Consider the following 23,111-nt stretch of genomic DNA (forward strand, 5'->3'; position numbering starts at 1 on the left):
CTGCTGCCTTTTCATCTTTGGGATTGCTCCCCTGTGCCGGGGCAGAAACGCTGATTTTGAAAAACAGAACCGTATATTGGAAAATTTACAGTAAACCGATAGAACCGTGTCGAACAAAAAAATACCGCAGTCCCCTCAAGGATTGCGGTATTTATAAAAGTATATATTTTCCTGTGGCGGGCGGCATGAAGCCTGTCCCTTTATGCGGCATATGTCCCATGGCGTTTCCTTTCCGGGGACGACAGTGTTTCATTGCGGCTTGTCCCCTGTGCGACCGGCAATATATAGATTATAAAGCATAAAACCGTAGAACAAGCGTAGGCTGGCAGTAGAAACACAGTAGCAAAACGCAAGTTACGACAGGGCATGACATTCGGGATTGCGAAAGCATGATTTAATGAAAATTTACATAAAAAATAAGACGGCTCAGTTTCCCAAGTCGCCGATATATTTGCCCGCAATTTTGAAACGGTTATTTCTATTATGCCTGCAGTTTCCATCCAATGGCTTCTTTCTGCCCAAGCACGAAATCCGCATAGATACCTTCCTGCCCGATCATCTCCTCACGTTTTCCTTTCTGGACGATACGCCCCTCATCCACCACAAGTATCTGGTCTGCATTCCGCACGGTCTTCAACCTGTGGGCTATCATGATAATTGTCTTATCCCTGGTCAGTTCTTCGATTGCCTTCTGCAGCCAGTCCTCGTTCTCTGGATCCACATTGGCAGTTACCTCGTCAAGGATAACAATGGGAGCATCCTTCAGCACCGCCCTTGCAATGGAGATACGCTGCTTCTCCCCAACGGAAAGGGATGCGCCGCTTTCCCCAATCACTGTATCGTACCCATCCGGGAGCGTCTCAATAAAATCTGCAAAGCAGACTTTCCTTGCCGCTTCCACTACTCCCGCATGGGTTGCCTGCGGTCTGTCGAACTTGATATTGTTCTCAATCGTGTCCGCAAAGAGATATACATTCTGGAACACCATACCGATCTGCTCCATCAGAGACTCCAGCGTGTATTCCCGCACATCCTCCCCGTCAATCTTCACGCTGCCGCTGTTCACATCCCAAAAGCGGGCGATCAGGTTGCACAGCGTAGTCTTGCTGGAACCGGAAAGTCCGATGACCACCGTGGTAGTCCTGTCAGACAGCGTCACATCAATGCTGTGGAGTATCTCCATGTTCTCATAAGAGAAATGCACATTTTTAAATTCAATCCCATGTCCTTTCGAAGAAAATACCTTGCTTTTTCATCCATCTGCTCCATTTCCTCTGCCTGCAGGGTACAGTCAATGCTTGCAGAAGTAAGGCGCAATATGGAAATTCTCATGTCGAACAACTTAATTTGCCTGAACACATGGAAAGACATAACAACGCACATCAGCATATTGGCAATAGGCATCATCAGCTTTTCCATATCATGATTACTACACAAGGGGATATAATAGGCACATTTCTCACTAATCAAGAAAAATGAACCTCTGCTTTGACATTCATTTCTGCAATTGAAAGCATATAATTATCATTATAATCTGCATAAATCATCATTATTTAGCCCTGAACCCTTGCAAAATTGATAGAATATTTTTGCTTTTGTCTTTTTAATATTCATACACAGTTTCTTTTGATTATTCTTCCATCAATAACGTCATCTGTCTTTCCTCATATTCCAATTCTTCAAGAATACGCTCATCCTCATCCGTACTCTGTTCATTTGCATCTTCAGGTTCTTCCCCTAGGTAACCAGTAATTTTCACTTCTAAAAATTCATCAATAGCCTCAGGAACGCGCTTTCCTTCCATATCAAAACGAAAGTGTGCATGCAAAAAATCATTATAAATATCAAGATCCTGTGCAAACCACAAATTTTGCTTCAACATCTGGTTCTCCATTTCTGATACTATGTTAAGAAAATTCTGGTATACCTCTTCACAATGCTCTAAATCTTCGCAAACAAAAACTAACTTTGGCTTTTTCCGAAACTCTACATATTGGCTATTAATATACAGTTTACTGTAATTTTCTAACAAATTGCTAACACGCTGAAGCCAAAATGCAAATTCTCCAGAACGAACATCCTGATTATAGAGGTTTCCTCTTTTGTATGCCTTTACAAAAACAGGTACGCCATTCAGGTTGATGACCAATGGAATTCTGGCCGCATTTGCTTCAGCAATTTTTGCTACTACTATAGTATCTAAATAATAAAAAGTACTTTTAAATACAGTAACGTACTTTGTAAACCATTGATTGACAGACAGTTTATTGAGTATTTTTTCTATATTATCCAATGCCATAAAAAACTCATAATTACTTTTCCGCCCAATAGCCCGAAGTTGAGTGCGACCATACGCAGTAATCATCAAAACCCGATGATTAGACTTATTGGTAATGATACCTTTTTCATCTACGGAACACAGCTTGTAAAAATTAATAAATTTTATTTTATAAAGTCGCATCAATCGAGTACTCAGCTTATCCTTAGAAAAATTTTTTCCAGCAGGAATTTCTATAAACCCGCCCATAATTAAATCATACAAGAATGTTGATTTTGCATACTGAAGATTGGATATCCAGTATAAAATTTCTAGATCCATAGAATCTAAATGTCCTAAAGTTGACATGAGTAAATAATTTTTCATAGACTGTTCTGTTGTAATCTTAGGTAGTTTTGAATCTGGAATACTCTGTTCTAAAACCAGCTTTGTATTTTTTCTAAGTGAAAATGGGTTATTTTTTGCTAGCAGATTCTCAGATACATTCTCCACCGGATTCTCTTCATCGGAAATAGTCTTATGAAAAGTCTCAGATACAATTTCTTGTTTTTTAATGCCGTTTTCTATCTTAGGCCCTTCTGCTATGTATCCAGTCTTTGAAACCGCATCCAATACATGTACATATACTGGTGGGTTCGGACCACCCTCAAACCTTATAAAGTCACAACTTTGGAGAATGGCTTTTAACTTTATTTTTGGGAGTTTTTGAAATGTCTGCAAATATTTTTCTTTTAGGTAAGGAATGATTGTGGAAAGATCCACCTTACCATTTTGTTCATATAAATCAGTCAAAATATCATGCAACTCCTCTTTGACTTCATCCGTAAGAAGATTGTTCGAATCATTTTTTATGATTACTGGTTCCGGATCCTTTTCATAAGATATTACAACCCATTTTACATAATGCTCGGGTGTTGGTTCCAACTGCCGCACCGACATAAACGGACTCTTTTCAATCAGTTTTGAAATCTTATCCACATGATAAATATTTTTCCAGTCAATTTGGTTTTGTTCCAAAATTTGTCGGATTCTAGACTGTAAAATATATCCATTTTCAGAAGCACTCCATAACACCTGAAACAAGTACTCTTCATCGGTGATATTTTCTTCTTTGATTACTCTAAAATCACCACTCTTGCTCTGAAACTGTTCAATAAGACAGGATTTGACCCAACTACTGTCTTCTTCTGACAAAAAAGTGACCGTTTCCTCTCGTCTCTGCTGCGGAAACTGTACTGTAAAATTATCTGCCGAATCTGCAAGGATTCTTACATTTTTAATAACAAAGTCCCTTGCGAAATAAATCTTTGCAAATGCCTGTCTGAAACGGAACGTATTTTTTTTGTCCATAACCAGTTCGGCTCTAACCAACATCTGACGCAAATTTGAAAACGAAGCCTCACATTCCCTCTTTTCATTCGTCCATTCAAAATCATTCGCCGAAATTTCCTGAATTTCCTTGGTACAGTTTACCTTCCGATATCCATAAATGAACCTTTTAACATCATCTTTTGCTCGCTGCCAAGCTGCAATTAAAATATTTTTAATTGCCCGATTTGAAAAAGAGTCTGGAATACAAAATGATGGATGAAAATCTCCTTTTTTATCCCGCACAGACGGATAATTTACATAGATAATATTGCTTTTCGGCTGAATGTGAATTCCCCTGATCTTTATTCCACAGTCCAATAAAAACTCCCCATAAGGATAATTTCGACCACTGTCCAAACGTGCATCCACATATACTTCTTCCAAATTCATGATATCCACTCTCCTATAAATATACTGCATGCTGGTTAGATTTACAGTTTATACAAATTCTGTTTCTACCAACAGTCTTCCCCCATCAGTCTCTTACTTCAAATTTAATCGGTGTCCAGTATAGCTCCATAACGTCTAAGTATTTCTTGATACATCGGCTCTTTCATTTCGCCCTCAATGTTTTTCATAGAACAATTTTGAACAAACAGTCCGCGATATGCCTGAAAATAATCCTCTTCACCAGTGTAACGGTCATATATGATAATCTGTCTCCCCAAGTTTTGAACACTGAAACTAACGGAATCTCGCATCTCCTCATGTTCAATAAATAAAACATCATCCTTCGGTATATCTTCTATCTCAGATGTCTTAAGATTTATACTTCGCATCGTTGAAAAGAACAGACGCACATTTTGGCTATTTAAGCAATACCCTAACATATTACGACTGTTTACTCGAAAAATTCGACTACAGGTATTTGTGTCAGCATCAAACTCCTGAACCTCCTGATTCATATAAAGATAATATTTTTCATGTATCCCTCTTTTTAGCCCACTTTGCCTTGAAAACCTATAATCCTGATCGAGCAAAAGTGGGGTTATATGATAACAAACTCCATTTCCACTGTTTAAGCGCATCACTTCTTTATAATATCTGTCTAACAGAACAATCTCTGCCCCATCAGCATACAGAATACCGTCACAATCTCCCATCTCGTTATACCAATAAGATGCAAAAGCAATTTCATGACTAGAAACAATTCTAAATATCTCAGTACCCAGCATTCCGTCTGCGAAAGAATACTCATACATGTATTTTTGAACGCAGAACAAAATCCTACTTTCATCTGCAGACATTTCAATCCATCTCATACTGTTACCATAAGGAAGCGACACAACTTGCGCTGCAATCCGATTCCAGTCTCCGCTACTTGTTCTGTGAAACACTTCAACACGATGCGACTTGCTGCTGCCACCCGTTATCAAAAATTGACCATCACTGCTTTCACATGAATGAGCAGTCAACCAAAGAGACATATAGCACTCTTCTCCGATTGCCGGAATCAGACAACCATCCTCACGGAACACCAAAGTAACCCATACTACCGGATTTCTGTCTGTTTTATAGGAAATCCCAGAATCTGAAAGCCTAAGATTCCCTATAAAATCTCTTGTTTCATATAGCTTACTGACTGTTAGATCAGACAATGCAATCCGGTAGATAACATGCTCAGAAGCAATATAGAGCATATTTTCATCAACAGAATCAAGTATCATATCCCGTATGGCATCATCGAGTCGACAGATTTCCAAACCATTCCTCTTTTTGCAACTCCACTGCATGATGCTGCCCAACACATCTGCGCTATAAACAATATCTAGATCTTGCCTGCTACGACGCACACAGGTAACAGATGCATCATGCCCGGTTCGGAGCAAATTAGAAACATTGATTGTTGCCCCATCAAAAACAGTAGATAAGTATGTATTTCCATAAGCCCGACTGAATCGGATGCCACCCAACCAAGTTTCTGAGAAATCAATATTATGAAAGTCTAAGCCTGACAAATCGTTTTTTCTGGAGTATCGCATCACAGAAATAATATTAGATACCATAACCTTGGCATCCTTATCATGCCTTCCACGCAACATACCAAGAGCATTCATAATAAATGATTTATACCGTATCACCCACTGACAACTCTTGTGGTCACAAAACGGCCGGGATTCGTGTTCACGACAGATATCTCCAAAAAATTCAAGAACTGTTTTAGGAATATCAGGATAAGCCAGTGAAAGCCCTTCATTTATTCTTAAAAATACAAAACAGTTAACATCTTCTTGCAACTGTCTAGCCGCAAAATAATCCCGAAGGTTCTCATGTAAAAACTCATATGTGATGACCGCTGTATCTTTCTCATCCATTTCCCATCCTCTCTGGATCTTTTTCATAACATGCAGTTCTTCCACAATGAATCTCACAATTCTCTCCGCAGGCCCATATCGCATATCCACATCACAAAAACCGGAAAAATCACTATAGTTATGGTATATTTCATTTATCGTTTTATACCTATGATCATAAACTGCACGTTTTCTCATAATTGAATTTTCATCTGATAAAAGATCATTCAGTAACCAAATTAGATTTTTTTCGTTTATGCTATAGCAATGTTCAACCGCCATATGGTATGCAATATAGGGAACAATTTTTTCGAACATGAACATTTTTTTTCGAATTTCTGCAGTATTCTTTTTCTCCAGTTTATCCTTTTGTACATCTACGGAACCCGTAATCTGCAACTTTTTTTCACCAAAAAATTCGAAGAGTAATTCCCCTCTTGTACAAATATCAGCTAAACCGGCATCCTTACTGATTTCGTGCGAATAAATCTTACTGTGGTACAGTTTTGAAAAAATTGTTAAATACATCGGAGTTTTCATGATTTCAAACAAACTCTGATTATCCAAAACCTTCTGAATCATTTCTTCTGGAATCTGGCAGGTTCGTAAATACTCTAAAATGACCAATCTTTTTAATTTTTGGATAACCAAAAGCAGAAAATCATTTTCCTGATCCTTTTCATAATCGAGCTGTCTGTCTTCCATTATAAAATCTTCAAAACTGCCAAAGCCTGACTTTTGCTCTACCCCTTCGACAAGTGCATCTTCTTTATAACGACTTGTAACAATAACCTGTGTATATGGATTACATGACCAGAACCGAATCTCTTCGCATACTTCCTGTCTTCTAGAAAGAGAAACTTCGTTTAGCCCGTCCAAAAGCAATATATATCTGGTTTCATAACAAGAAGGATCTCTGAGTTCATCATAAAGTTTTTGACGCAAATCATTTTTACCTGCAAAAACTCTACTTTCATTAAAATAGTTGTCATACAATTCTGAAGCCAAATAATCTGAAAGCAACATACCTGGTTCATCATACACTGTATAGTCTCTATGCAACTCAGGAAGGTTCCTCAGTTCAATATAAATCGGAATTCTTCTAATCGTATTTTGTTGCAACATAGAGGAAAAAAGTTTCAGCAATACCATAGTCTTTCCACTTCCTCCCTCTTCACCCAATACAAAGCAATTCTTATCATTGGCTTTATGTATTGCATCCAGAATAGGTTGGTTTAAATCGTGCTTCATTTCTATTCTTTTTTTCTGTTCTTGGATCATCGGCAGAATCATTTCATCAATCGTATCTTCACTAAAATGTTGATTTTCCTTATTTTTACGTTGCCGATATTCCTCTAATGCTTTTAACACATCAAATCCAGAAAACGCCCGTTTTAATACAATCAAATGTTCTTTCAACGCAGGATACCGTTCAATCATCAGTTGGATTGTCATGGCATTTACCGTTCTGCTCTCCGCAACAAACCAATTCTTATCCATATGTTGTCCGGATTCGCTTGCCATTGCTTGAACTGCAATTACAGCCCCAGCTTCTAGGGAAACTACCGGAGCTCCGCTGTAGCGCGGCTGTACTGCATTTTCAGACACTATATGCAAAAAACTATCATTTCCCTCTACAATATCTACTAAATGACCTTCAATATAACCCATGGCAGCTACAGAATATTTCTGTAAGATTTGCCCCATTCCAACAATACAGACCTTTCCTGTACAATATTCTCTCCCCAAATTTACATATAACGGCGATATCTTTTTCGGACGCTCTGTCAAGCTCAATACAGCAAAATCAATCCCTGCCTTATTTTGTTTTTCTGCATAAAGAAGTTTTGCCGACATCTCACTGCAATCTGGAAATTTTACAGAAACCGTACCTGCGGCAATATCAGTATCGTTTGAAAAAACAGTTCCATCCTTTACAAAAATATGTCCCACCGTAATAATCCACCCATCTTCAGAACAAAGCCAACCGCTTCCTGTATTTCTACTCTCATTTGTCTGCCAGGTAACTAAGCAGACAGACCTTTCCAAAACAACCGAATCTTTTGAAAAAAACTGACTACGCATCTTACTCATTCCTTTTCCATGTCATCTCAACATTCAGCGTCACACTGCCTTCTCCTTTCACTACCCAAAGGTTTCCTTCTGTTGATAGCGACATACTAAATCCGATCTTTGTTTCATCTGGCGGGTTGACTGCATTTGTAGCAATCTCCGAAAATTCCTCTGCAATCCCATCAATCACTTCTTTTGCACTCTTAAACACTTCTAATACTTTACCATCAATGGCATCACTGAAAGCCGTATCTGTCATTCCGGGAAAAGCACTCTGAGTGTTTACATTCATTGTTTCAATCAAAACTTCTGCATTTCCAGCTTTTGTTCTTATTATCCCCATTTTTTTTATCAATGCCCGCTCTTAGGACATCATCCTCCTTTTTGCTATTTTTTCATAGAAATCTTAACAACTTTAAAATTGTGTATTGCCTGTATTTACCTAAATTACCGCTGATAATATTTTAACATATTCTGCATGATTCGACAATCAAGACTTATCGAAAAAAACTTTTTAATTTTGCCCTCAAAAGGTGTACTGGGTGTATGTCCACTTCGGCAGGGGTGTACAAATTCTGTACACCCCTGCCGAATGGTGAAGGCAAGTCCTTAATCAGTCCGCAAAAAAATAAGGCTCACGAGAACGATTTTCACCATCCTGCAAGCCTTATTTACAGTATTTTAAGGCGTTACACCGCATTAAATTGTATCAAAGTTTGGTTCTACACATCTGTATGCCCCTTTGGAAAAAGCGGCAGTATTGCAGTCAGGGGATAATACATCACGCGTATTTGTCGCTTCCCGGTACGGTTTCGGAGCCTTTTGCCATCCATTCAAAGAAAGCAATTTTGCTGACCTTGATAAGCCTGCCCCTGCGGAACGCCGGAAAGCCGGGTGTGTGTACCAGCTCATAGGCACTCGCTCTTGAAATTCCCATAACCCGCTGGATGTCTGCCACATCCAGAACCAGCGGTAAATCCTCGTAGCTGTTCAATCTCTTTTTATCGTTCATTCTGTTCCTCCCATAAATCAAATAGGTTAAAATGCTTCCTGTTGCCGTTCTCCCCAAAAGCCGTTTTCCTGCCCCATTCCTGCGGTGTTTCCCTGCATTGGTGCGCCGGATGCGTCACTTTTCCTGCCGGTCATATCCCTTTTGGACGGTCATTCACTTGTCAAAGTACTGTGTAGTACAAAATTACCAACTGCAATCATCATATCGGACTATCCTTGACAAAACAATGCTTCTGCGATACCATGAGTGTAACTAATATAACTAAATTATATAATTACCATAAGAAAAGGCAGGGGATAGGGATGGAGAATCAGTTTATACGGCATGAGCCATGTTTTGAGAGGATTTTGTTTGTCCTGACGCTGAACAGGAAGAAAATGAAAGAGCGGATTTTGATTGGGGAAGAACAGCAGATCCGCTTCCGGCTGAACGGGAGCCAAAACACAGAGGTGCTTTGTGATATGACACGCCCGCTGGGAACTTTTTTGATAAACTTTGAGCGTGACACGGACAGAAATTGGAACTTATACGGGCTTTCTCCACTGCGGCAAGCCCTCCACTCCAACCGATGGAAACAGCCGGAGCTGGAGCAGGCGGCAAGCGAATTTCTCTGGGGAAAATATCTTAGCAACGACCCTCTGAAAATGTATGTGGCGTTCCGTATCTGGAACAGCTATCTGATTGCCAGAGAACCCCGTGACCGTAACGCTGCCTGTGACCGCTTCATGGATAAAATGAGCAGCCTGACCGGGGTATTCCATAACGAAGCCATGAGCTTTGACAGGGAGACAGGAAAACCGAAACATTTTCAAGCTGGCAGCCTTTATTTCAAAGGCGCACCGTCAGAAGATACCCGGCTTGACCTCTGGTTTCCGGACAACCGGCGCACAGAAGAATGTGTGTCTGCCTATGCGTCCCTCTACCCGTTGGTTACCTATTATCTGAACAGGCTGAATGACTGGGGGCTTTGCTTCCGGCAGTGCAAGGTCTGCAGGAAATATTTTCTGGCAAAGAGCCAGCGGTATGAGCTGTGCAGCGATAAGTGCCACAAAGCACAGGCGCTTCAAAACAAGAGGGAGTTTGACGAGAGGGCAAGGGAAAACAACTACGATTTGCTTTATAAAAACGAGTGCCAGAACTGGCGTAATAAGATCAACAAAGCGAAGAAGACAGTGGGATTCCCGGCTGACCGGCTGGAAGAAATACTGACTGCTTTTGAAGCGTTCAAGAAAGAAGCATTGAAGAGAAAAAAGGCTGTAAAAGAAAAGACAGCCAGCCCGAAAGAATTTACGGACTGGCTGTATCAGCAGAGTAATATTATACACCACTTTACAACTTATGCCAACCGCTACATTGATGCCAAAGCAGCTGTTTCAGTACCTTTGTAAAGACACTTGATTTTATGCCCGTTTCGACATTTTGCAGGAAAGTGGCATAAAATACCTGCCGGCGAATTTCCTCACTGAGGGCAAACCGGAATTCCTGCACGCTTTCGCTACGGTATTTTGAAAAAACTTCATCTTGATAAGGCAGCATTTTCATTGCGCAGTATGCGACATTAATCAAATTGACCAGCATTTCTATCCCTTTGCTGCTGCGGACCATGTAACTGCATAATGACCAGAACGTTTTCTGCTCATAGTAACTGACCTCGATGTTCCACCTGAAATAGTAACACAACAGGGGAATAAACTGCATGCGGCTGCTCCCGGTCTGGTTCAGCGGCGCCTTTTCCTGCCAGGCACAGAATATCTCCATCTGCCAGGGGAAAATAGTGCTGAAAAACAAACGTCTGGCGCCCTTTGCTTTATCAGAGGCCGTCACATAGGCAAGGACTTCCCTCTGCCCGAAGAGGCTGGTGAGAACCTGGCGCACGCCAATGTAATAATCCCCAACCTTTTCCTCAGAAAGGGTGAAATCTGTCTCTATGGACAGGCGTCTCCCATGTTTGGCAGGCCTGCCCTTTTTGCCTGTAGGATGCGGGGCAAGGTCATAAATAACAGAGTCATACCTGGCATTGCAGATAACATCCAGGTTGGCATACTCATCTACGACATACACCAAGTCCTTTTTGGCATACCAGCTGTCGCACAGGATGATGACATTTCTCTGTGCAGAAAACTCCGGCATAACCTGCCGTACCATGGATGCCGCCAGTTCCAGCTTGGATACTTCCTTTTTCCACATACGGTATCCCAGGGGAACTGCCAGGTAGACAATCCGCTGTTTCCGCCATACCGGGACACAAAGCATAAGGCTGACAAAACAATGCCCGTTGAGGTAATTGGAACCATTATGTGCGGCATGGTCGAAAAGTTTTGATACATCCTCAAACTTTTTCCCAAACTTTGCCACCATGGTGTCGTCAATGCAGAGAAAAACCGGCTGTGACTTCAGGCGTTCCGGAACCAGCTTCAGGGCCATGGCCGCTGTTACGTTCATAAACCTGGAATAATCCACTTTCGCATGGGAGCAGGCATAGTAAAATGCATTCAGTGATTTTTCCGTGATGCCGGACAAAAAGTGCCTGTAAAGGAAGCGTATGGAATGGGCTGATTCCATTGCCAGTATGGATAGTACCAGTAAAAACAGCGTCTCTACAGTAGGGGCAGAAAATGTTTCAAAATAAGTAAAAAAATATTGATGAAGTCTACCAATCAGGTTATCTTTGTTGTATAATGAGTTTATCGTACAGGGTCACTTTCCTTTGTAAAGGTTGTAGCAAACTCATTATACATCAGAAAGTCCTGTACGATACTTTTTTTATTAAAAAACTTGTAAAGTGGTGTAATATTATAATAAATTTATCAGTCTATTGATTTTATACTTTCCTGACGGCAAAAGTTTGAGCGTTTTTTGAGATTTGGCTGTTACGATAAATATTATGAATTGCAAATGGAGATGATAGCATGAAACAAAGGCTTCTTATTGTTGATGATGAACCGGGAATTGTAGATATGATGGCGAGTTATTTTTCTTCTCAATATGAGGTGTTGACCGCTTATTGCGGAAATGAAGCACTTCAAAAATTAGCAAGACAGCCCGATTTAATCCTGCTCGACATCAATATGCCGGACATAGACGGATTGACCCTTTGTCAGAAAATTCGGGGGCTTATTACTTGCCCCATTCTTTTTTTGACGGCAAGGGTCGAATCTGCCGATAAAATCATCGGCTTTCAGGCAGGTGCCGACGATTATATCATTAAGCCTTTTGATCTGGACGAATTAGGGGCGAGAGTTGCCGCACATCTGAGGAGGGAGCAGCGACACAGGAATAAAGCGACAATTCGCTTCTTTGGTGAACTGACGATTGATTATTCAGCCCGAACCGTCACAGTGGCGGGTGAACCTGTTGCTTTATCAAAAAGGGAATTTGATATTGTGGAGCTGCTTTCGCTGAATGCCGGGCAGGTATTTGACCGGGAGCGTATTTATGAAACAATGTGGGGACTTGACGGCGAGGGTAACAGTGATACTGTTATGGAACATATCAGGAAAATCCGAGCGAAGCTGGCTGCTTGTACGCTTCACAGTTATATTGATACAGTTTGGGGGTGTGGTTATCGGTGGAACGTCTGAAAAATATGGAATTAAAGAAAACTTTTCTCGTCCTATCTGCTTCCTGTGTTTTGGTGGCTCTCCTGATGTTAGGCTTAGTCTTTATGATATGCAATTCAATCAGCAGCACCTTTCCCTCCGGTGGAATAGAAATTTTAGCAGACGGTTCAATCGTTAAAATGGAACCCCCCACAGAGACCCAGCAAAATATATTGTCCATGCTTGGTATCATTCAAATTGTGTCCTGCATTGTTCTCCCTATGGGCGGGCTGGCTCTATCCGGCATATTATATTATCATATCAAATTGAAACAGCCAATCTCCACGTTACAGAATGGGATTTCACGGATTCGGAACCATGACCTTGACTTTTCTATGCCTGTCCATTCTGATGATGAATTGGGGCAGCTATGCACCGCCTTTGATACTATGCGTGAAGAACTCCTGAAATCAAATCAGGAACTGTGGCGGCAGGCAGAAGAACGGAAAAGGCTAAATGCCGCCTTTTCCCATGACTTGCGCAATCCGATCACGGTCTTAAAGGGAACTATAAAATTACTGCGGCAGGGCACAGCAGATGAACAAGCCATTGATAGATTGGAAAGCTATACATTACGGATTGAACAGTATGTAGAAGCTATGAGTAGCATCCAACGATTAGAACAAATGCCGGTGCGGATAAACGAGTATTCATATTCACTGCTACATTCTGAATTAGAGGAAACAGCAAAAATTCTTGCAGGAGCATTAGAACCGTCTGTTTCCACACCTGATAAGGGGACAATACAATTAGATCATGGATTGGTTTTAACCGTTGCTGAAAATCTAATTGAAAATGCGGCTCGGTTTGCAAAGAGTAAAATTGAAATTCATCTGGAACAGAAAGGAAACTTCTTGCATCTATCAGTTACAGACGATGGGCCAGGCTATCCTGTGGAGTTAATACAGAGCGGCCCGAAACCGTTTGGAAAAATGAAAGAAGACTCCGCACACTTTGGTATGGGGCTATACAGCAGCCAGATACTATGTTTGAAGCATGGAGGAACACTTACACTGGAAAACAGAAAAAGTTATGGCGCAACGGCTACTGCTACTTTCCAAATAAATCAGAAACCTTGAGCGTTTTTTGAGATTTCTGTTTTACACTCTCCTTATATTATAAACAAGGAGAGTGTTTTTTATGAACATTGAAGCAAAGGAACTATCGAAAATCTACGGCAGCGGCGAGAGCCGTGTCGTTGCGTTGGATCAAGTCAACCTTGAAATTGCATCCAGCGATTTTATTTCTATTATGGGGCCATCTGGCAGCGGCAAAAGTACCTTGCTCCACCTGCTGTCTGGACTGGACAAGCCGACTTCCGGCAGTCTGACATACGATAGAAAAGACATTTATCGTTTTAATGACAAAGAACTGTCCTCATTTCGCCGTCGGCGCATCGGATTTATCTTTCAGCAATTCAATCTTCTCCCTGTGCTGACCGCAAAAGAAAACATCATCATGCCCCTGCTTCTGGACAAAAAGCAGCCGGACGAAGTATATCTAAATCAGCTTACGGATTTGTTAGGTATTCGTGAACGGCTGACCCATTTGCCCCATGAACTTTCCGGCGGTCAGCAACAACGTGTAGCGATTGCCCGCGCCCTGATCGCAAAGCCGGATATTATTTTTGCTGACGAACCGACTGGAAATCTGGACAGCAAGAGCGGCGGCGAGGTTATGGAAATGCTACAAAGCATATGGAAAAAGATGAGGAAAACGCTGGTTATCATCACGCACGACAGTCGCATTGCAAGAATGGCAGACCGGCAATTTGTAATTGTGGACGGTGTTCTTTCGGAGGTGACAGCAAGATGAAATCTTATTTAGCTCTTGCATGGAAAGAACTGAAAGCACAGAAAATCACGGCAATCCTGATCTTGGTTGCAGTTATCATGTCCACGATTATGACGACAGTGATCGGTCAGTCTATTGGTATATTGCAATCCATGCGTATTCAGCAGGCGGCGGGTCTGAACGGAAACCGTTATGCAACCTTTCATCAGCTTGGCAAGGAACAGGCTCAAAAGCTGCATGAAGATGATCGCCTATATGATGTAGGCGATACGATCTTTATCGGCAGCACACCATTAGGCAACAGTAGTTTATCTTTATATCTTCGGGAATATCACGATAACGCATTATCTATGTACCCGGCAATCGGAAACGTAAAAGAGGGACGATTACCAGAGGAAGCGAATGAGATTGCCCTGTCGGAGGATGCGCTTCAATATCTTGGATTGGACGCTGTAATTGGCGATACCGTTTCTCTGGATTTGAGTGTTTCCGTTATGGATGGATCGCTGTCAGAGTTAGAATATTCTGCTGATTTTGTATTGACGGGCATTCTGGAAAGCAGCTATATCGGCTACGCATCTGGTACGGTTGAGGGGATTGTCGGGGAGGGAACCGCAGAAGAACTGTTGCCAAAAGAGTATCTGCTTTATTCCATAGATTTTAAGACTTATGACAAGCAGAATTTTCAAAGCATCATTTATGCTCTCGCAGAAGATTTGAACGTGGATGAACGGTATATCCAATATAACTGGGTTTTGCTTGACGCTATTGGTATTTCCTATGATGAAGCGGCAGACAGCGATACCGGTACGGGATTTTCATTTATGACTGCGGCGTGTATTTTGGTGGGTGTGCTGGTCTTGCTGGCGGCTGGGCTGGTAATCTACAACATTCTGAAAATCTCTATCACAAAACGCATCAAAGAATACGGAACACTTCGTGCGATTGGTGGAGAACGAGGGCAAATCTATCGTTTGGTTTCTTTGCAGCTTTTGATTCTCTGTGGAGCCGGTATTCCTATCGGATTGCTGCTCGGTATATTGTCGGCAAAAGGTGTATTGATTGTGGCTACGGGGCTTCTCAATCCCGATCTGTTCATGGCAAACAGCACTTCCGAATTGAACTCTGCAATCAACACCGCCAGTACGGTAAAACTACCGATGCTCTTTGCCAGTATCGCAGTCATACTTCTGTTTGCTCTGCTAGCTGCCTTTCCTGCTGCCCGGTACGCATCCCATGTATCTCCTACTGTTGCTATGTCGGGGCAGACTGTGAAAATCAAACGCAGGATAAAAAGGAACCGCAACATACGTAATTTTGAAGCCTATTATGCAAGGCTCAACCTAAAACGAGGGCGTGGAAGAACAGCAGTTACCATTCTGTCTTTGGTTATGAGTATTACCGTATTTGTTGCCTTGCAGAACTTTACAGGGCTGCTTGATGCCAGCAGTTCCGTTCAGGACATGTATTTCAGCGACTATGCAGTTACAAATGAAACCGTTGGCATCCCATCAGAAGCCGTAAAAACATTAACGGAAAATGACGCAGTAGAAAGTGTTTCCACTACACGGCTTTCTGTATTTATGCCAGGTGCCGGTGATATACTGCCCTTTGAAACTGATCTTTCCGTACAGAGCCATGAAACCTTGCAGCTTGTAAATGTGGATGAAGCACAATTACAAATCTATGCTCCTAACTTGTCTGCTCAGGATAAACAGGCTTTGAAAGATGGAACAGGCTGCCTTGTAAAAAATCCCATTGCCTTTTCTTATGGAGATACAACTGTTCAGCAGACTGATCTTACCGTAGGTGATACCATTCAACTGGGAGACAGAACACTTCGTGTATTAGGATTGATCGATACAGCAATCACAATCAATAATGATGGCTTTACGAATGGTGTTCAACTCATCGTGAATGACGAAATATACTGTTTACTGCTCGGAAACGACAGTTATTCAGAAGTCTATCCTACATTACAGGATAACGCCGATACAGATACCTTTGAAAGCTGGTTGGATAGCTGGTGCAGCAATTATCCAGGAACACATTGGCTTTCCTATCTCCAAAGCAGCAATGAGATGATAGAAAGCTTTGCACAGATCAAAATGCTGTGCTGGGTGCTTATCATCTTTATCGGTATCATTGGCATCCTGAACATCATCAATACCGTTTACAGCAATATTCATACTCGTGTCGGTGAAATCGGGATGCAGCGGGCTATTGGAATGAGTGCCGCAAGCCTTTATAAAACATTTCTGTGGGAGGGCGCTTATTACGGTATCATTGCGTCAGTGATTGGAATGGTGTTTGGCTATGTCTGCTGTATCTTTGTCGGAGCAGCACAGACCGATGCTTTACAGCTTGTCGCTGTTCCGGTTATGGCGATTGTGGAAGCTGCGATTATTTCTATTGTGGCCTGCCTGCTTGCAACGGCAATTCCTCTGCGTTCTATTGCAAGAATGAGCATTGTGGATTCTATTGAGACTGTTGAATAATTTCAAAAACGACAATTAAAACAAGAAATCCCACATAAAGCAAACCTTGTTGCTTATGGGGGATTTCTGTATGTTCTTTTGGGGTGTGCTAAGTCCCGTATAAGCGTGGTGTTGTTATGTTTGGTGTGTTATATTTGGTGTGGTATCTTTAACTATGGGAAACCCCCGTTTCCCATTTTGATACGGACTGTCTTGTGACATTGCACTTTTCAGCCGCCTCTTCTTCTGACAACCCCTTTGATTTCCGTAAACTCTGTAACTTGTCAGCAAACACCATTTATATGCCCTCCGTGCACCAGACGGCATAAATCAGCAAAGTAGGATTTTCCTCTGTGGACAGATAATCCAGGAAATAATCCAGCACCTCTTCTTTCCCCTTCAGCTCCTGGATACAGTGGAACAGCGAAATCCTGTCATTCCTGTCCAGCCATTATCGACCAAAACTGTCCTCCATAGCCCGTACCACCTCATCTGTGCTTTTAGCTCACTGAAAAGCATTTTCGGCAAGTGAGATCTCATAAGCCTTTTTCTCCAGGTACTCCCAATTCCCATTCCCAACCGATTCATAAGATGTCCATGCCACTTTAAGCTGGTTTTCAGATATATAAAATTTGATACGTGTTAAAACTCCGTTCCTTGTATCAATATCAGGCTCTGACACATAATCAAACGTGTAAACCGTGTGTTTCTGCGTCCAGTCCGAAATATCTCTGTAATAGATTACCGCATTTTCCGCAGGTATCTTTATCAATCCAAACAGCTTGTCGCTTTCTTCTTTTCCAGGGAGATAGAAATAGCATCGTGTTCCATTTGAAGTGAGGTAAAATTCATTTTCTCCTGCCTTATCCTGAAACAGAATCTCGCCGCAACTCAGATCGATCAAAAGCAGCTCGCTTTCTTTCAGCCAGCCTTCCACATAGCCATTGTGGTGTGGAGCTGTCCAATGCTCCGCACAAACCCAGGTATTACCATCTTCCTGCACACTCCCACGCATGGCTTTGCTCCCCATATCGGGATATTCATATAATACAGAACCATTTTCATCCAGGATATGTATATCGTAGTCATAGGTTTTCTTGTAATCATCCGCTTCTTCCCACTGAAGATAACAGGAACTTCCCTCAATGGGCGATTTTTCATCATACGCATAGGAATCCCTGCTGTAACCGGACGGATATATTACCTCATATTCTGTTGCGCCTGCTGTTGGATTACAGCCAGTCAATAATAGAGCAGCTGTTGCTCCTCCACACAAAGAAACAACATGGCGCATAATCTTTCCTTTCATATCTGCCCCATTCTCCTTTTCATGCCGCCTATCACACACCATGCATTATTAGTTTGATTGACAATTCCCCATAATTCCGTATGTTTTTTACGAAAGCAAGAAATGAAGCTGATGATAGAGCTTGGATCTCATTCTAATACAATCCGTTATATTTGGGCAGCGGATAATCCATATCATAATTTCGACACAAATCCATAAAGGCTTTCGCTGATGAAGTAAGGAATTTTTCTTTATGATAGACGATATGGAACTTTCGTTTGAAACTAAGTCCTTTTACATGGACAGCAACAACAAGACCGCGTTCTATTGGCCCGATTACCATATGATGCGGCAATACGGCAATTCCAAGCCCGTTGATAACAGCATTTACTAAAGCCGTGGTACTCATGGCTTCCCAGATAGGGGAAACAGAAAATCCAGCAGCTTCAACTACCCGTTCAAAGGTTTCACGGGTGCCGCTTCCATGTTCACGAAGAAGAAAATTTTGTTGGCGAAATTCTTCAACGGAAAGCAGCTGCCCCGGATAAAAACCACTGTCTGCCGGGCAGATAACAGTTAGATTGTCTTCCCTATATTCTTCTGAAACAAAAGCCGGTGTATGGGAAATACCCTCAATCAGTATAAAATCCAATTCATTATTCAATATTTTCTGTTCTAACTGCTCTGATGGACTGATGGTTACTTTTATCTCTGTACCAGGATAGCGATTATAAAATGCTTTCATATAGCAGGGAAGAAACTGTGAACCAATAGTTATGCTTGCTCCGATTCTTATAATGCCAAAAGAATCCCAGTCTTTCATTGCTTTTTCCATATCATCAAACATGGAGGTGATATGGATAGAATACTCATAAAACCGTTGTCCTGCTTCTGTGATTTTAAGCCTTTTTCCGATTCTGTCAAATAGAAATACGCCATAATACTGCTCTAATTCCTTGACAGCAAGACTAACTGCGGGCTGTGTCATGTGGAGTTGTTCTGCAGCCTTTGTTGTATTGAAATTATTTTTGCAAACCGTTAAGAATATTTTTAAGTGCCGTATTGTCATATTTTATCCCGCCTTATATGAATTCACTTATTATATAGATAAAATTATATTATTTCCTTTATCAAAAAGCAAGTGTTATACTTATGTGCATAAGGAGGGAAGCACATTGAAACAAAATACATTTACAAAGCTATTTTTATCTACTTTTCAGTTAAGCGCCTGCACGTTCGGAGGTGGATTTGTAATTATACCTTTAATGCAGAAAAAATTTGTTGATGAGCTGCACTGGATAGAGGAACAGGAAATGATGGACTTGACAGCAATCGCACAATCCTCACCCGGTGCAATCGCTGTCAATGCGTCTATTCTTGTAGGATATCATGTGGCAGGCGTGTTCGGGGCTTTGATAACGGTGCTGGGAACCGTACTGCCGCCACTCATCATAATCTCTGTCATTTCTTTTTTCTATACTGCATTTCGTGATAATATGATTGTCCACATGGCTATGACAGGCATGCTTGCAGGAGTAGCTGCTGTAATTTGTGATGTAGTAATCACAATGGGAAAAAACATTTTCCGAAAAAAACGGGTTCTGCCGATTATTGTTTTGTTTGCATCTTTTGTTGCTGTCCGTTTCATGAAAGTCAACATTATCCTGATTATTCTAATCTGTGCCATAATCGGTGCAGTTGATACTTTGTATCTTGGCAGGAAAGGGAGGCAGGCATGATTTATCTGGAACTGTTATGGAGTTTCTTCCAAATTGGGTTGTTTAGTATAGGCGGTGGTTATGCTGCCATGCCGCTGATTCAAAATCAAGTTGTTGATGTTCACCCGTGGTTGACTATGACCCAATTTGCAGATATTATGACGATTGCGGAAATGACACCGGGGCCGATTGCCATCAATTCAGCAACCTTTGTAGGGATTCAGGTTGCTGGAATTCCGGGAGCGATTATAGCCACCATAGGCTGTATTCTCCCGTCTTGCGTTATTGTAATCACGCTTGCCTATATTTATTATCGTTTTCGTGGATTAAGAATGGTACAGGGGGTGCTTGCAGGTCTTCGCCCTGCTGTTGCAGCCATGATTGCATCTGCTGGCATTACCTTAGTAATCATGGCTTTTTACGGAGAAAGAAACCTGCCGGTTGATTTGAGTGGAATCAACATAATTTCTGTAATTATTTTTGTTGTTGGCTTTTTTGTTTTAAGGAAATGGAAAGTAAATCCCATTTATGTGATGTTGGGGGCAGGTGCAGCCGGAGTATTGCTGTATTCCATTGTTTGATACGAGGAGGTATAACATGAAGTACATAATGAAAGCAGGAACTTTATACTTCAATGATATAGTGTCAGCCCGAATAAAAGGCAGCTTTATAGGTTCGGAAAAGAAGATCTATTCTGCAAACGGTTCAATGCTTATGCACACGGATATAGCAAACTTAGAGGTTCCGCCAAATGAAGCGGGGAATGTCCGTTATCGTCAATATATCTTATTTGACAGCAGCGGTAATAAATGTGCAGTCGCAAATCCGGATTATGCAAAGGGAGATGACCCAACTGTAGTTGGCTGGCCTTTATGCCGTATGCCGAGAGTAGATCATGCAAAGGTTGTGTTTGATAAAAACGAATATTTGCTGGTAATGCAGAACAACCAGAACTATTTATTATCCGATAAATCCCGCAAATCAATTATTCAAATTTTCCACCGGGGAATAGTCGGCGGCTGGAACATAGAAGCTATGGACGATTTTGCCCCGGAAATAATATGCGGTATTTTTGTGTTCTGCAAGTATATTGAACAGGAAAATGAATTTTTAGTTGTATGAAAGAGATGAAACAGCTGCAACCATATGTGAGAAAAAATCTATTCGGAATAGAGGGCTGGAATATTGCATGGTATGGTGTGGTTATCGGTGTAGGAATATTCCTTGGCCTTGCCTGTTTCCATTATCTGTGCTCGTGCATACTATGTGATTTTTAGTGGGAAAAATACGCAGATACTATCATTGATATTGGTGGTTGTTGGTTTTATATTGTGGTACTTTGGATGGAAAAGCGATGGCTTCGACTAAGATTAGTCTACACCATCGGTTTGTTTATCACAAGCTGACCTCTGAACAGTAACACTATTGTCGATTCATATTGTTTTTTATGAAAGTCACTTGCAAAATGGAACATACAGTGTTACAATTCCTACAACAAAGTAAACAGGGGAGCTTGTGTGACAGGCTGAGAGGAAGGTAGACCTTCGACCCTTACACCTGATGCGGATAATGCCGCCGGAGGAAGCTGCCAAGGGGCGTATACTTTTTCAGGGGCATCCTGTCGGGATGTACCCTGTTTTTTGTTGTCTGCAGGAAAAAATGATGCCGGCAGCCGCGGCCTGCTGCAGATTGAGGAGAAACGCCGTCATACGAAGACGTCTTCTCCCGGCTCAAAGGAGTAAAAGCTATGTTTGAAAAAATGTTTGAGAATGTTAGACAGAAATCCCCCCCTGATCCATAATATCACGAACTATGTCACCGTCAACGACTGCGCCAACATGCTGCTGGCCTGTGGCGGGTCGCCCATCATGGCAGACGATCCGGAGGACGCCGTGGAGATTACAGCCATCTGCAATGGGCTGAACATCAACATCGGAACACTGAACCAGCACACCATTCCTTCTATGTTTGCCGCCGGAAAGCGTGCTAACGAACTGGGGCACCCCGTGGTTCTGGATCCGGTGGGGGCTGGAGCCTCCACGCTGCGAACGGACACGGCTCTGGAACTGCTGAAAAAGGTGAAGTTTACCGTGATCCGCAGCAACATCTCGGAGATTAAGACCCTGGCTCTGGGCAGCGGCACTACCAAGGGCGTAGACGCTGACGAGGCGGATAAGGTAACAGGGGAAAACCTGGATGGGACGCTGGCCTTTGCCAAGGATTTTGCCCGGCGCGCCAGAACAGTCATTGCCATCACTGGGGCCATCGACATTGTGACGAATGGGGAACGTGCTTTCTGTATCCGCAACGGCCGTCCTGAAATGTCTGCCATTACCGGCACCGGCTGCCAGCTCTCCGCCCTGACGGCAGCTTTTGTCACTGCCAATCCAAACCGGCCCCTGGAGGCTGCTGCCGCTGCCGTGCGCGCTATGGGACTGTGTGGGGAGATCGCCTTCCAGCGTATGACCAAGCTGGACGGCAGCTCTTCTTACCGGAACTACATCATCGACGCCATGTACCGTCTGACCCCGGCGGCGCTGAAGAAGGGAGCCAATTATGAAGTGCGATAAACGGTACATGCTGCTCTACGCTGTCACCGACCGTGCCTGGGTTGGAAAGCAGACGCTATACCAGCAGGTGGAAGCGGCATTAAAGGGCGGCGTGACCTGCGTACAGCTGCTGGAGAAGGAACTGGACGAAGCGGCGTTCCTCCAGGAGGCCCGGGACATCTGCGCCCTGTGCCGGCAGTATGGGGTGCCCTTCATCGTCAACGACAACGTGGACATCGCCACTGCCTGCGGTGCGGACGGAGTCCATGTAGGCCAGGAGGATATGGGAGCGGAAGAAGCGCGCCGACGGGTAGGAGAAAACATGATCCTGGGCGTCTCCGTCCACACAGTGGAGGAAGCCCGCCAGGCCGTCCGGGACGGCGCAGACTATCTGGGCCTGGGCGCAGTGTTCCCCACCGGCACCAAAACCGACGTGGATGTGATGCCTGGAGAGACCCTGCAGGCTATCTGCACCGCAGCAGACGTGCCCATTGTAGCCATAGGCGGATTGAACCGAGACAATATCCTCCAACTCTCCGGCAGCGGAGTGGACGGCGCGGCCCTAGTCTCCGCCATCTTCGGAGCGGAGGACATCGAGGGGGCCTGCCGGGAGCTGCTGGCGCTGGCAGAGAAAATGGTAAATCCATGAGGATTCGCA

20 protein-coding genes and 1 riboswitch are annotated in these 23,111 nt (G+C 42.7%); of the genes, 10 read left to right on the top strand and 10 right to left on the bottom strand.

The window, feature by feature from the left end:
• Positions 1–481: 481 nt before the first annotated feature.
• The 6 genes from VV089_RS10785 to VV089_RS10805 form a co-directional block, all read right to left on the bottom strand.
• Positions 482–1,183, bottom strand: coding sequence for an ABC transporter ATP-binding protein (locus VV089_RS10785; protein WP_442891518.1), 702 nt, complete (start codon positions 1,181–1,183; stop codon positions 482–484).
• The gene (locus VV089_RS25245) at positions 1,156–1,470 is read right to left on the bottom strand and encodes a hypothetical protein (protein WP_442891519.1); all 315 of its coding nucleotides are present in this window, start codon (positions 1,468–1,470) and stop codon (positions 1,156–1,158) included. The genes VV089_RS10785 and VV089_RS25245 overlap by 28 nt, the downstream gene beginning before the upstream one ends.
• A gap of 160 nt (positions 1,471–1,630) precedes the next feature.
• Entirely contained in the window at positions 1,631–4,039 is a 2,409-nt protein-coding gene (locus VV089_RS10790; protein WP_334335877.1) for a hypothetical protein, read from the bottom strand.
• A gap of 104 nt (positions 4,040–4,143) precedes the next feature.
• Positions 4,144–8,028, bottom strand: coding sequence for a trypsin-like peptidase domain-containing protein (locus tag VV089_RS10795; RefSeq protein ID WP_334335878.1), 3,885 nt, complete (start codon positions 8,026–8,028; stop codon positions 4,144–4,146).
• 1 nt (position 8,029) lies between these two features.
• The gene (locus VV089_RS10800; RefSeq protein WP_334335879.1) at positions 8,030–8,371 is read right to left on the bottom strand and encodes a CU044_2847 family protein; all 342 of its coding nucleotides are present in this window, start codon (positions 8,369–8,371) and stop codon (positions 8,030–8,032) included.
• A gap of 426 nt (positions 8,372–8,797) precedes the next feature.
• Complete coding sequence (locus tag VV089_RS10805) at positions 8,798–9,028, bottom strand: helix-turn-helix domain-containing protein (protein ID WP_334335880.1); 231 nt, start codon at positions 9,026–9,028, stop codon at positions 8,798–8,800.
• A gap of 302 nt (positions 9,029–9,330) precedes the next feature.
• Here VV089_RS10805 and VV089_RS10810 point away from each other — a divergent pair, with 302 nt between their 5' ends.
• Positions 9,331–10,416 (top strand): hypothetical protein, encoded by a 1,086-nt coding sequence (locus VV089_RS10810; protein WP_334335881.1) that lies wholly within the window; start codon positions 9,331–9,333, stop codon positions 10,414–10,416.
• Here the strand turns inward: VV089_RS10810 and VV089_RS10815 are convergent.
• Complete coding sequence (locus VV089_RS10815; protein ID WP_442891542.1) at positions 10,358–11,716, bottom strand: IS701 family transposase; 1,359 nt, start codon at positions 11,714–11,716, stop codon at positions 10,358–10,360. The genes VV089_RS10810 and VV089_RS10815 overlap by 59 nt on opposite strands.
• Before the next feature lie 221 nt (positions 11,717–11,937).
• Here VV089_RS10815 and VV089_RS10820 point away from each other — a divergent pair, with 221 nt between their 5' ends.
• From VV089_RS10820 to VV089_RS10835, 4 genes are all read left to right on the top strand, one after another.
• Entirely contained in the window at positions 11,938–12,609 is a 672-nt protein-coding gene (locus tag VV089_RS10820; protein ID WP_334335882.1) for a response regulator transcription factor, read from the top strand.
• The gene (locus VV089_RS10825) at positions 12,597–13,706 is read left to right on the top strand and encodes a HAMP domain-containing sensor histidine kinase (protein ID WP_334335883.1); all 1,110 of its coding nucleotides are present in this window, start codon (positions 12,597–12,599) and stop codon (positions 13,704–13,706) included. The genes VV089_RS10820 and VV089_RS10825 overlap by 13 nt, the downstream gene beginning before the upstream one ends.
• 61 nt (positions 13,707–13,767) lie before the next feature.
• Positions 13,768–14,442: an ABC transporter ATP-binding protein gene (locus tag VV089_RS10830; RefSeq protein WP_334335884.1), complete on the top strand. Its 675-nt coding sequence runs from the start codon at positions 13,768–13,770 to the stop codon at positions 14,440–14,442.
• On the top strand, positions 14,439–16,919 hold the full coding sequence (locus VV089_RS10835) for an ABC transporter permease (RefSeq protein WP_334335885.1): 2,481 nt from the start codon (positions 14,439–14,441) through the stop codon (positions 16,917–16,919). Before VV089_RS10830 ends, VV089_RS10835 begins: the two co-directional genes overlap by 4 nt.
• A 148-nt stretch (positions 16,920–17,067) precedes the next feature.
• Here the strand turns inward: VV089_RS10835 and VV089_RS10840 are convergent, their stop codons facing one another.
• The 3 genes from VV089_RS10840 to VV089_RS10850 all read right to left on the bottom strand — a co-directional run bounded on the left by VV089_RS10840 (position 17,068) and on the right by VV089_RS10850 (position 19,255).
• Entirely contained in the window at positions 17,068–17,196 is a 129-nt protein-coding gene (locus VV089_RS10840; RefSeq protein ID WP_172544469.1) for a helix-turn-helix transcriptional regulator, read from the bottom strand.
• Between the two features lie 207 nt (positions 17,197–17,403).
• The gene (locus VV089_RS10845) at positions 17,404–18,207 is read right to left on the bottom strand and encodes a hypothetical protein (RefSeq protein WP_334335886.1); all 804 of its coding nucleotides are present in this window, start codon (positions 18,205–18,207) and stop codon (positions 17,404–17,406) included.
• A 133-nt stretch (positions 18,208–18,340) separates the two neighbouring features.
• Entirely contained in the window at positions 18,341–19,255 is a 915-nt protein-coding gene (locus VV089_RS10850) for a LysR family transcriptional regulator (protein ID WP_172544467.1), read from the bottom strand.
• Positions 19,256–19,361: 106 nt separating this feature from the next.
• On the opposite strand from VV089_RS10850, the gene VV089_RS10855 reads away from it, so the two are divergent.
• From VV089_RS10855 to thiE, 5 genes are all read left to right on the top strand, one after another.
• Complete coding sequence (locus VV089_RS10855; RefSeq protein WP_334335887.1) at positions 19,362–19,925, top strand: chromate transporter; 564 nt, start codon at positions 19,362–19,364, stop codon at positions 19,923–19,925.
• On the top strand, positions 19,922–20,485 hold the full coding sequence (locus tag VV089_RS10860) for a chromate transporter (RefSeq protein WP_172544465.1): 564 nt from the start codon (positions 19,922–19,924) through the stop codon (positions 20,483–20,485). Before VV089_RS10855 ends, VV089_RS10860 begins: the two co-directional genes overlap by 4 nt.
• 16 nt (positions 20,486–20,501) lie before the next feature.
• Positions 20,502–21,026 (top strand): hypothetical protein, encoded by a 525-nt coding sequence (locus VV089_RS10865; protein WP_334335888.1) that lies wholly within the window; start codon positions 20,502–20,504, stop codon positions 21,024–21,026.
• A 373-nt stretch (positions 21,027–21,399) separates the two neighbouring features.
• A riboswitch (TPP riboswitch) is annotated at positions 21,400–21,505 on the top strand.
• Between the two features lie 168 nt (positions 21,506–21,673).
• Positions 21,674–22,474: a hydroxyethylthiazole kinase gene (thiM, locus tag VV089_RS10870; protein ID WP_334336245.1), complete on the top strand. Its 801-nt coding sequence runs from the start codon at positions 21,674–21,676 to the stop codon at positions 22,472–22,474.
• On the top strand, positions 22,461–23,102 hold the full coding sequence (gene thiE / locus VV089_RS10875; RefSeq protein WP_334335889.1) for a thiamine phosphate synthase: 642 nt from the start codon (positions 22,461–22,463) through the stop codon (positions 23,100–23,102). Before thiM ends, thiE begins: the two co-directional genes overlap by 14 nt.
• Positions 23,103–23,111: the final 9 nt, after the last annotated feature.

This window comes from Candidatus Merdisoma sp. JLR.KK011, from assembly GCF_036941125.1.
Lineage (GTDB): Bacteria > Bacillota > Clostridia > Lachnospirales > Lachnospiraceae > Laedolimicola.

What these genes read in the sequence shown, in the direction of transcription:
- VV089_RS10785 (WP_442891518.1), bottom strand. Translation starts at nt 1,183, where the DNA reads ATGGAGATACTCCACAGCATTGATGTGACGCTGTCTGACAGGACTACC.
- VV089_RS10790 (WP_334335877.1), bottom strand. Translation starts at nt 4,039, where the DNA reads ATGAATTTGGAAGAAGTATATGTGGATGCACGTTTGGACAGTGGTCGA.
- VV089_RS10795 (WP_334335878.1), bottom strand. Translation starts at nt 8,028, where the DNA reads ATGCGTAGTCAGTTTTTTTCAAAAGATTCGGTTGTTTTGGAAAGGTCT.
- VV089_RS10805 (WP_334335880.1), bottom strand. Translation starts at nt 9,028, where the DNA reads ATGAACGATAAAAAGAGATTGAACAGCTACGAGGATTTACCGCTGGTT.
- VV089_RS10810 (WP_334335881.1), top strand. Translation starts at nt 9,331, where the DNA reads ATGGAGAATCAGTTTATACGGCATGAGCCATGTTTTGAGAGGATTTTG.
- VV089_RS10820 (WP_334335882.1), top strand. Translation starts at nt 11,938, where the DNA reads ATGAAACAAAGGCTTCTTATTGTTGATGATGAACCGGGAATTGTAGAT.
- VV089_RS10830 (WP_334335884.1), top strand. Translation starts at nt 13,768, where the DNA reads ATGAACATTGAAGCAAAGGAACTATCGAAAATCTACGGCAGCGGCGAG.
- VV089_RS10835 (WP_334335885.1), top strand. Translation starts at nt 14,439, where the DNA reads ATGAAATCTTATTTAGCTCTTGCATGGAAAGAACTGAAAGCACAGAAA.
- VV089_RS10840 (WP_172544469.1), bottom strand. Translation starts at nt 17,196, where the DNA reads ATGGTGTTTGCTGACAAGTTACAGAGTTTACGGAAATCAAAGGGGTTG.
- VV089_RS10845 (WP_334335886.1), bottom strand. Translation starts at nt 18,207, where the DNA reads ATGAAAGGAAAGATTATGCGCCATGTTGTTTCTTTGTGTGGAGGAGCA.
- VV089_RS10850 (WP_172544467.1), bottom strand. Translation starts at nt 19,255, where the DNA reads ATGACAATACGGCACTTAAAAATATTCTTAACGGTTTGCAAAAATAAT.
- VV089_RS10860 (WP_172544465.1), top strand. Translation starts at nt 19,922, where the DNA reads ATGATTTATCTGGAACTGTTATGGAGTTTCTTCCAAATTGGGTTGTTT.
- VV089_RS10865 (WP_334335888.1), top strand. Translation starts at nt 20,502, where the DNA reads ATGAAGTACATAATGAAAGCAGGAACTTTATACTTCAATGATATAGTG.
- thiM (WP_334336245.1), top strand. Translation starts at nt 21,674, where the DNA reads ATGTTAGACAGAAATCCCCCCCTGATCCATAATATCACGAACTATGTC.
- thiE (WP_334335889.1), top strand. Translation starts at nt 22,461, where the DNA reads ATGAAGTGCGATAAACGGTACATGCTGCTCTACGCTGTCACCGACCGT.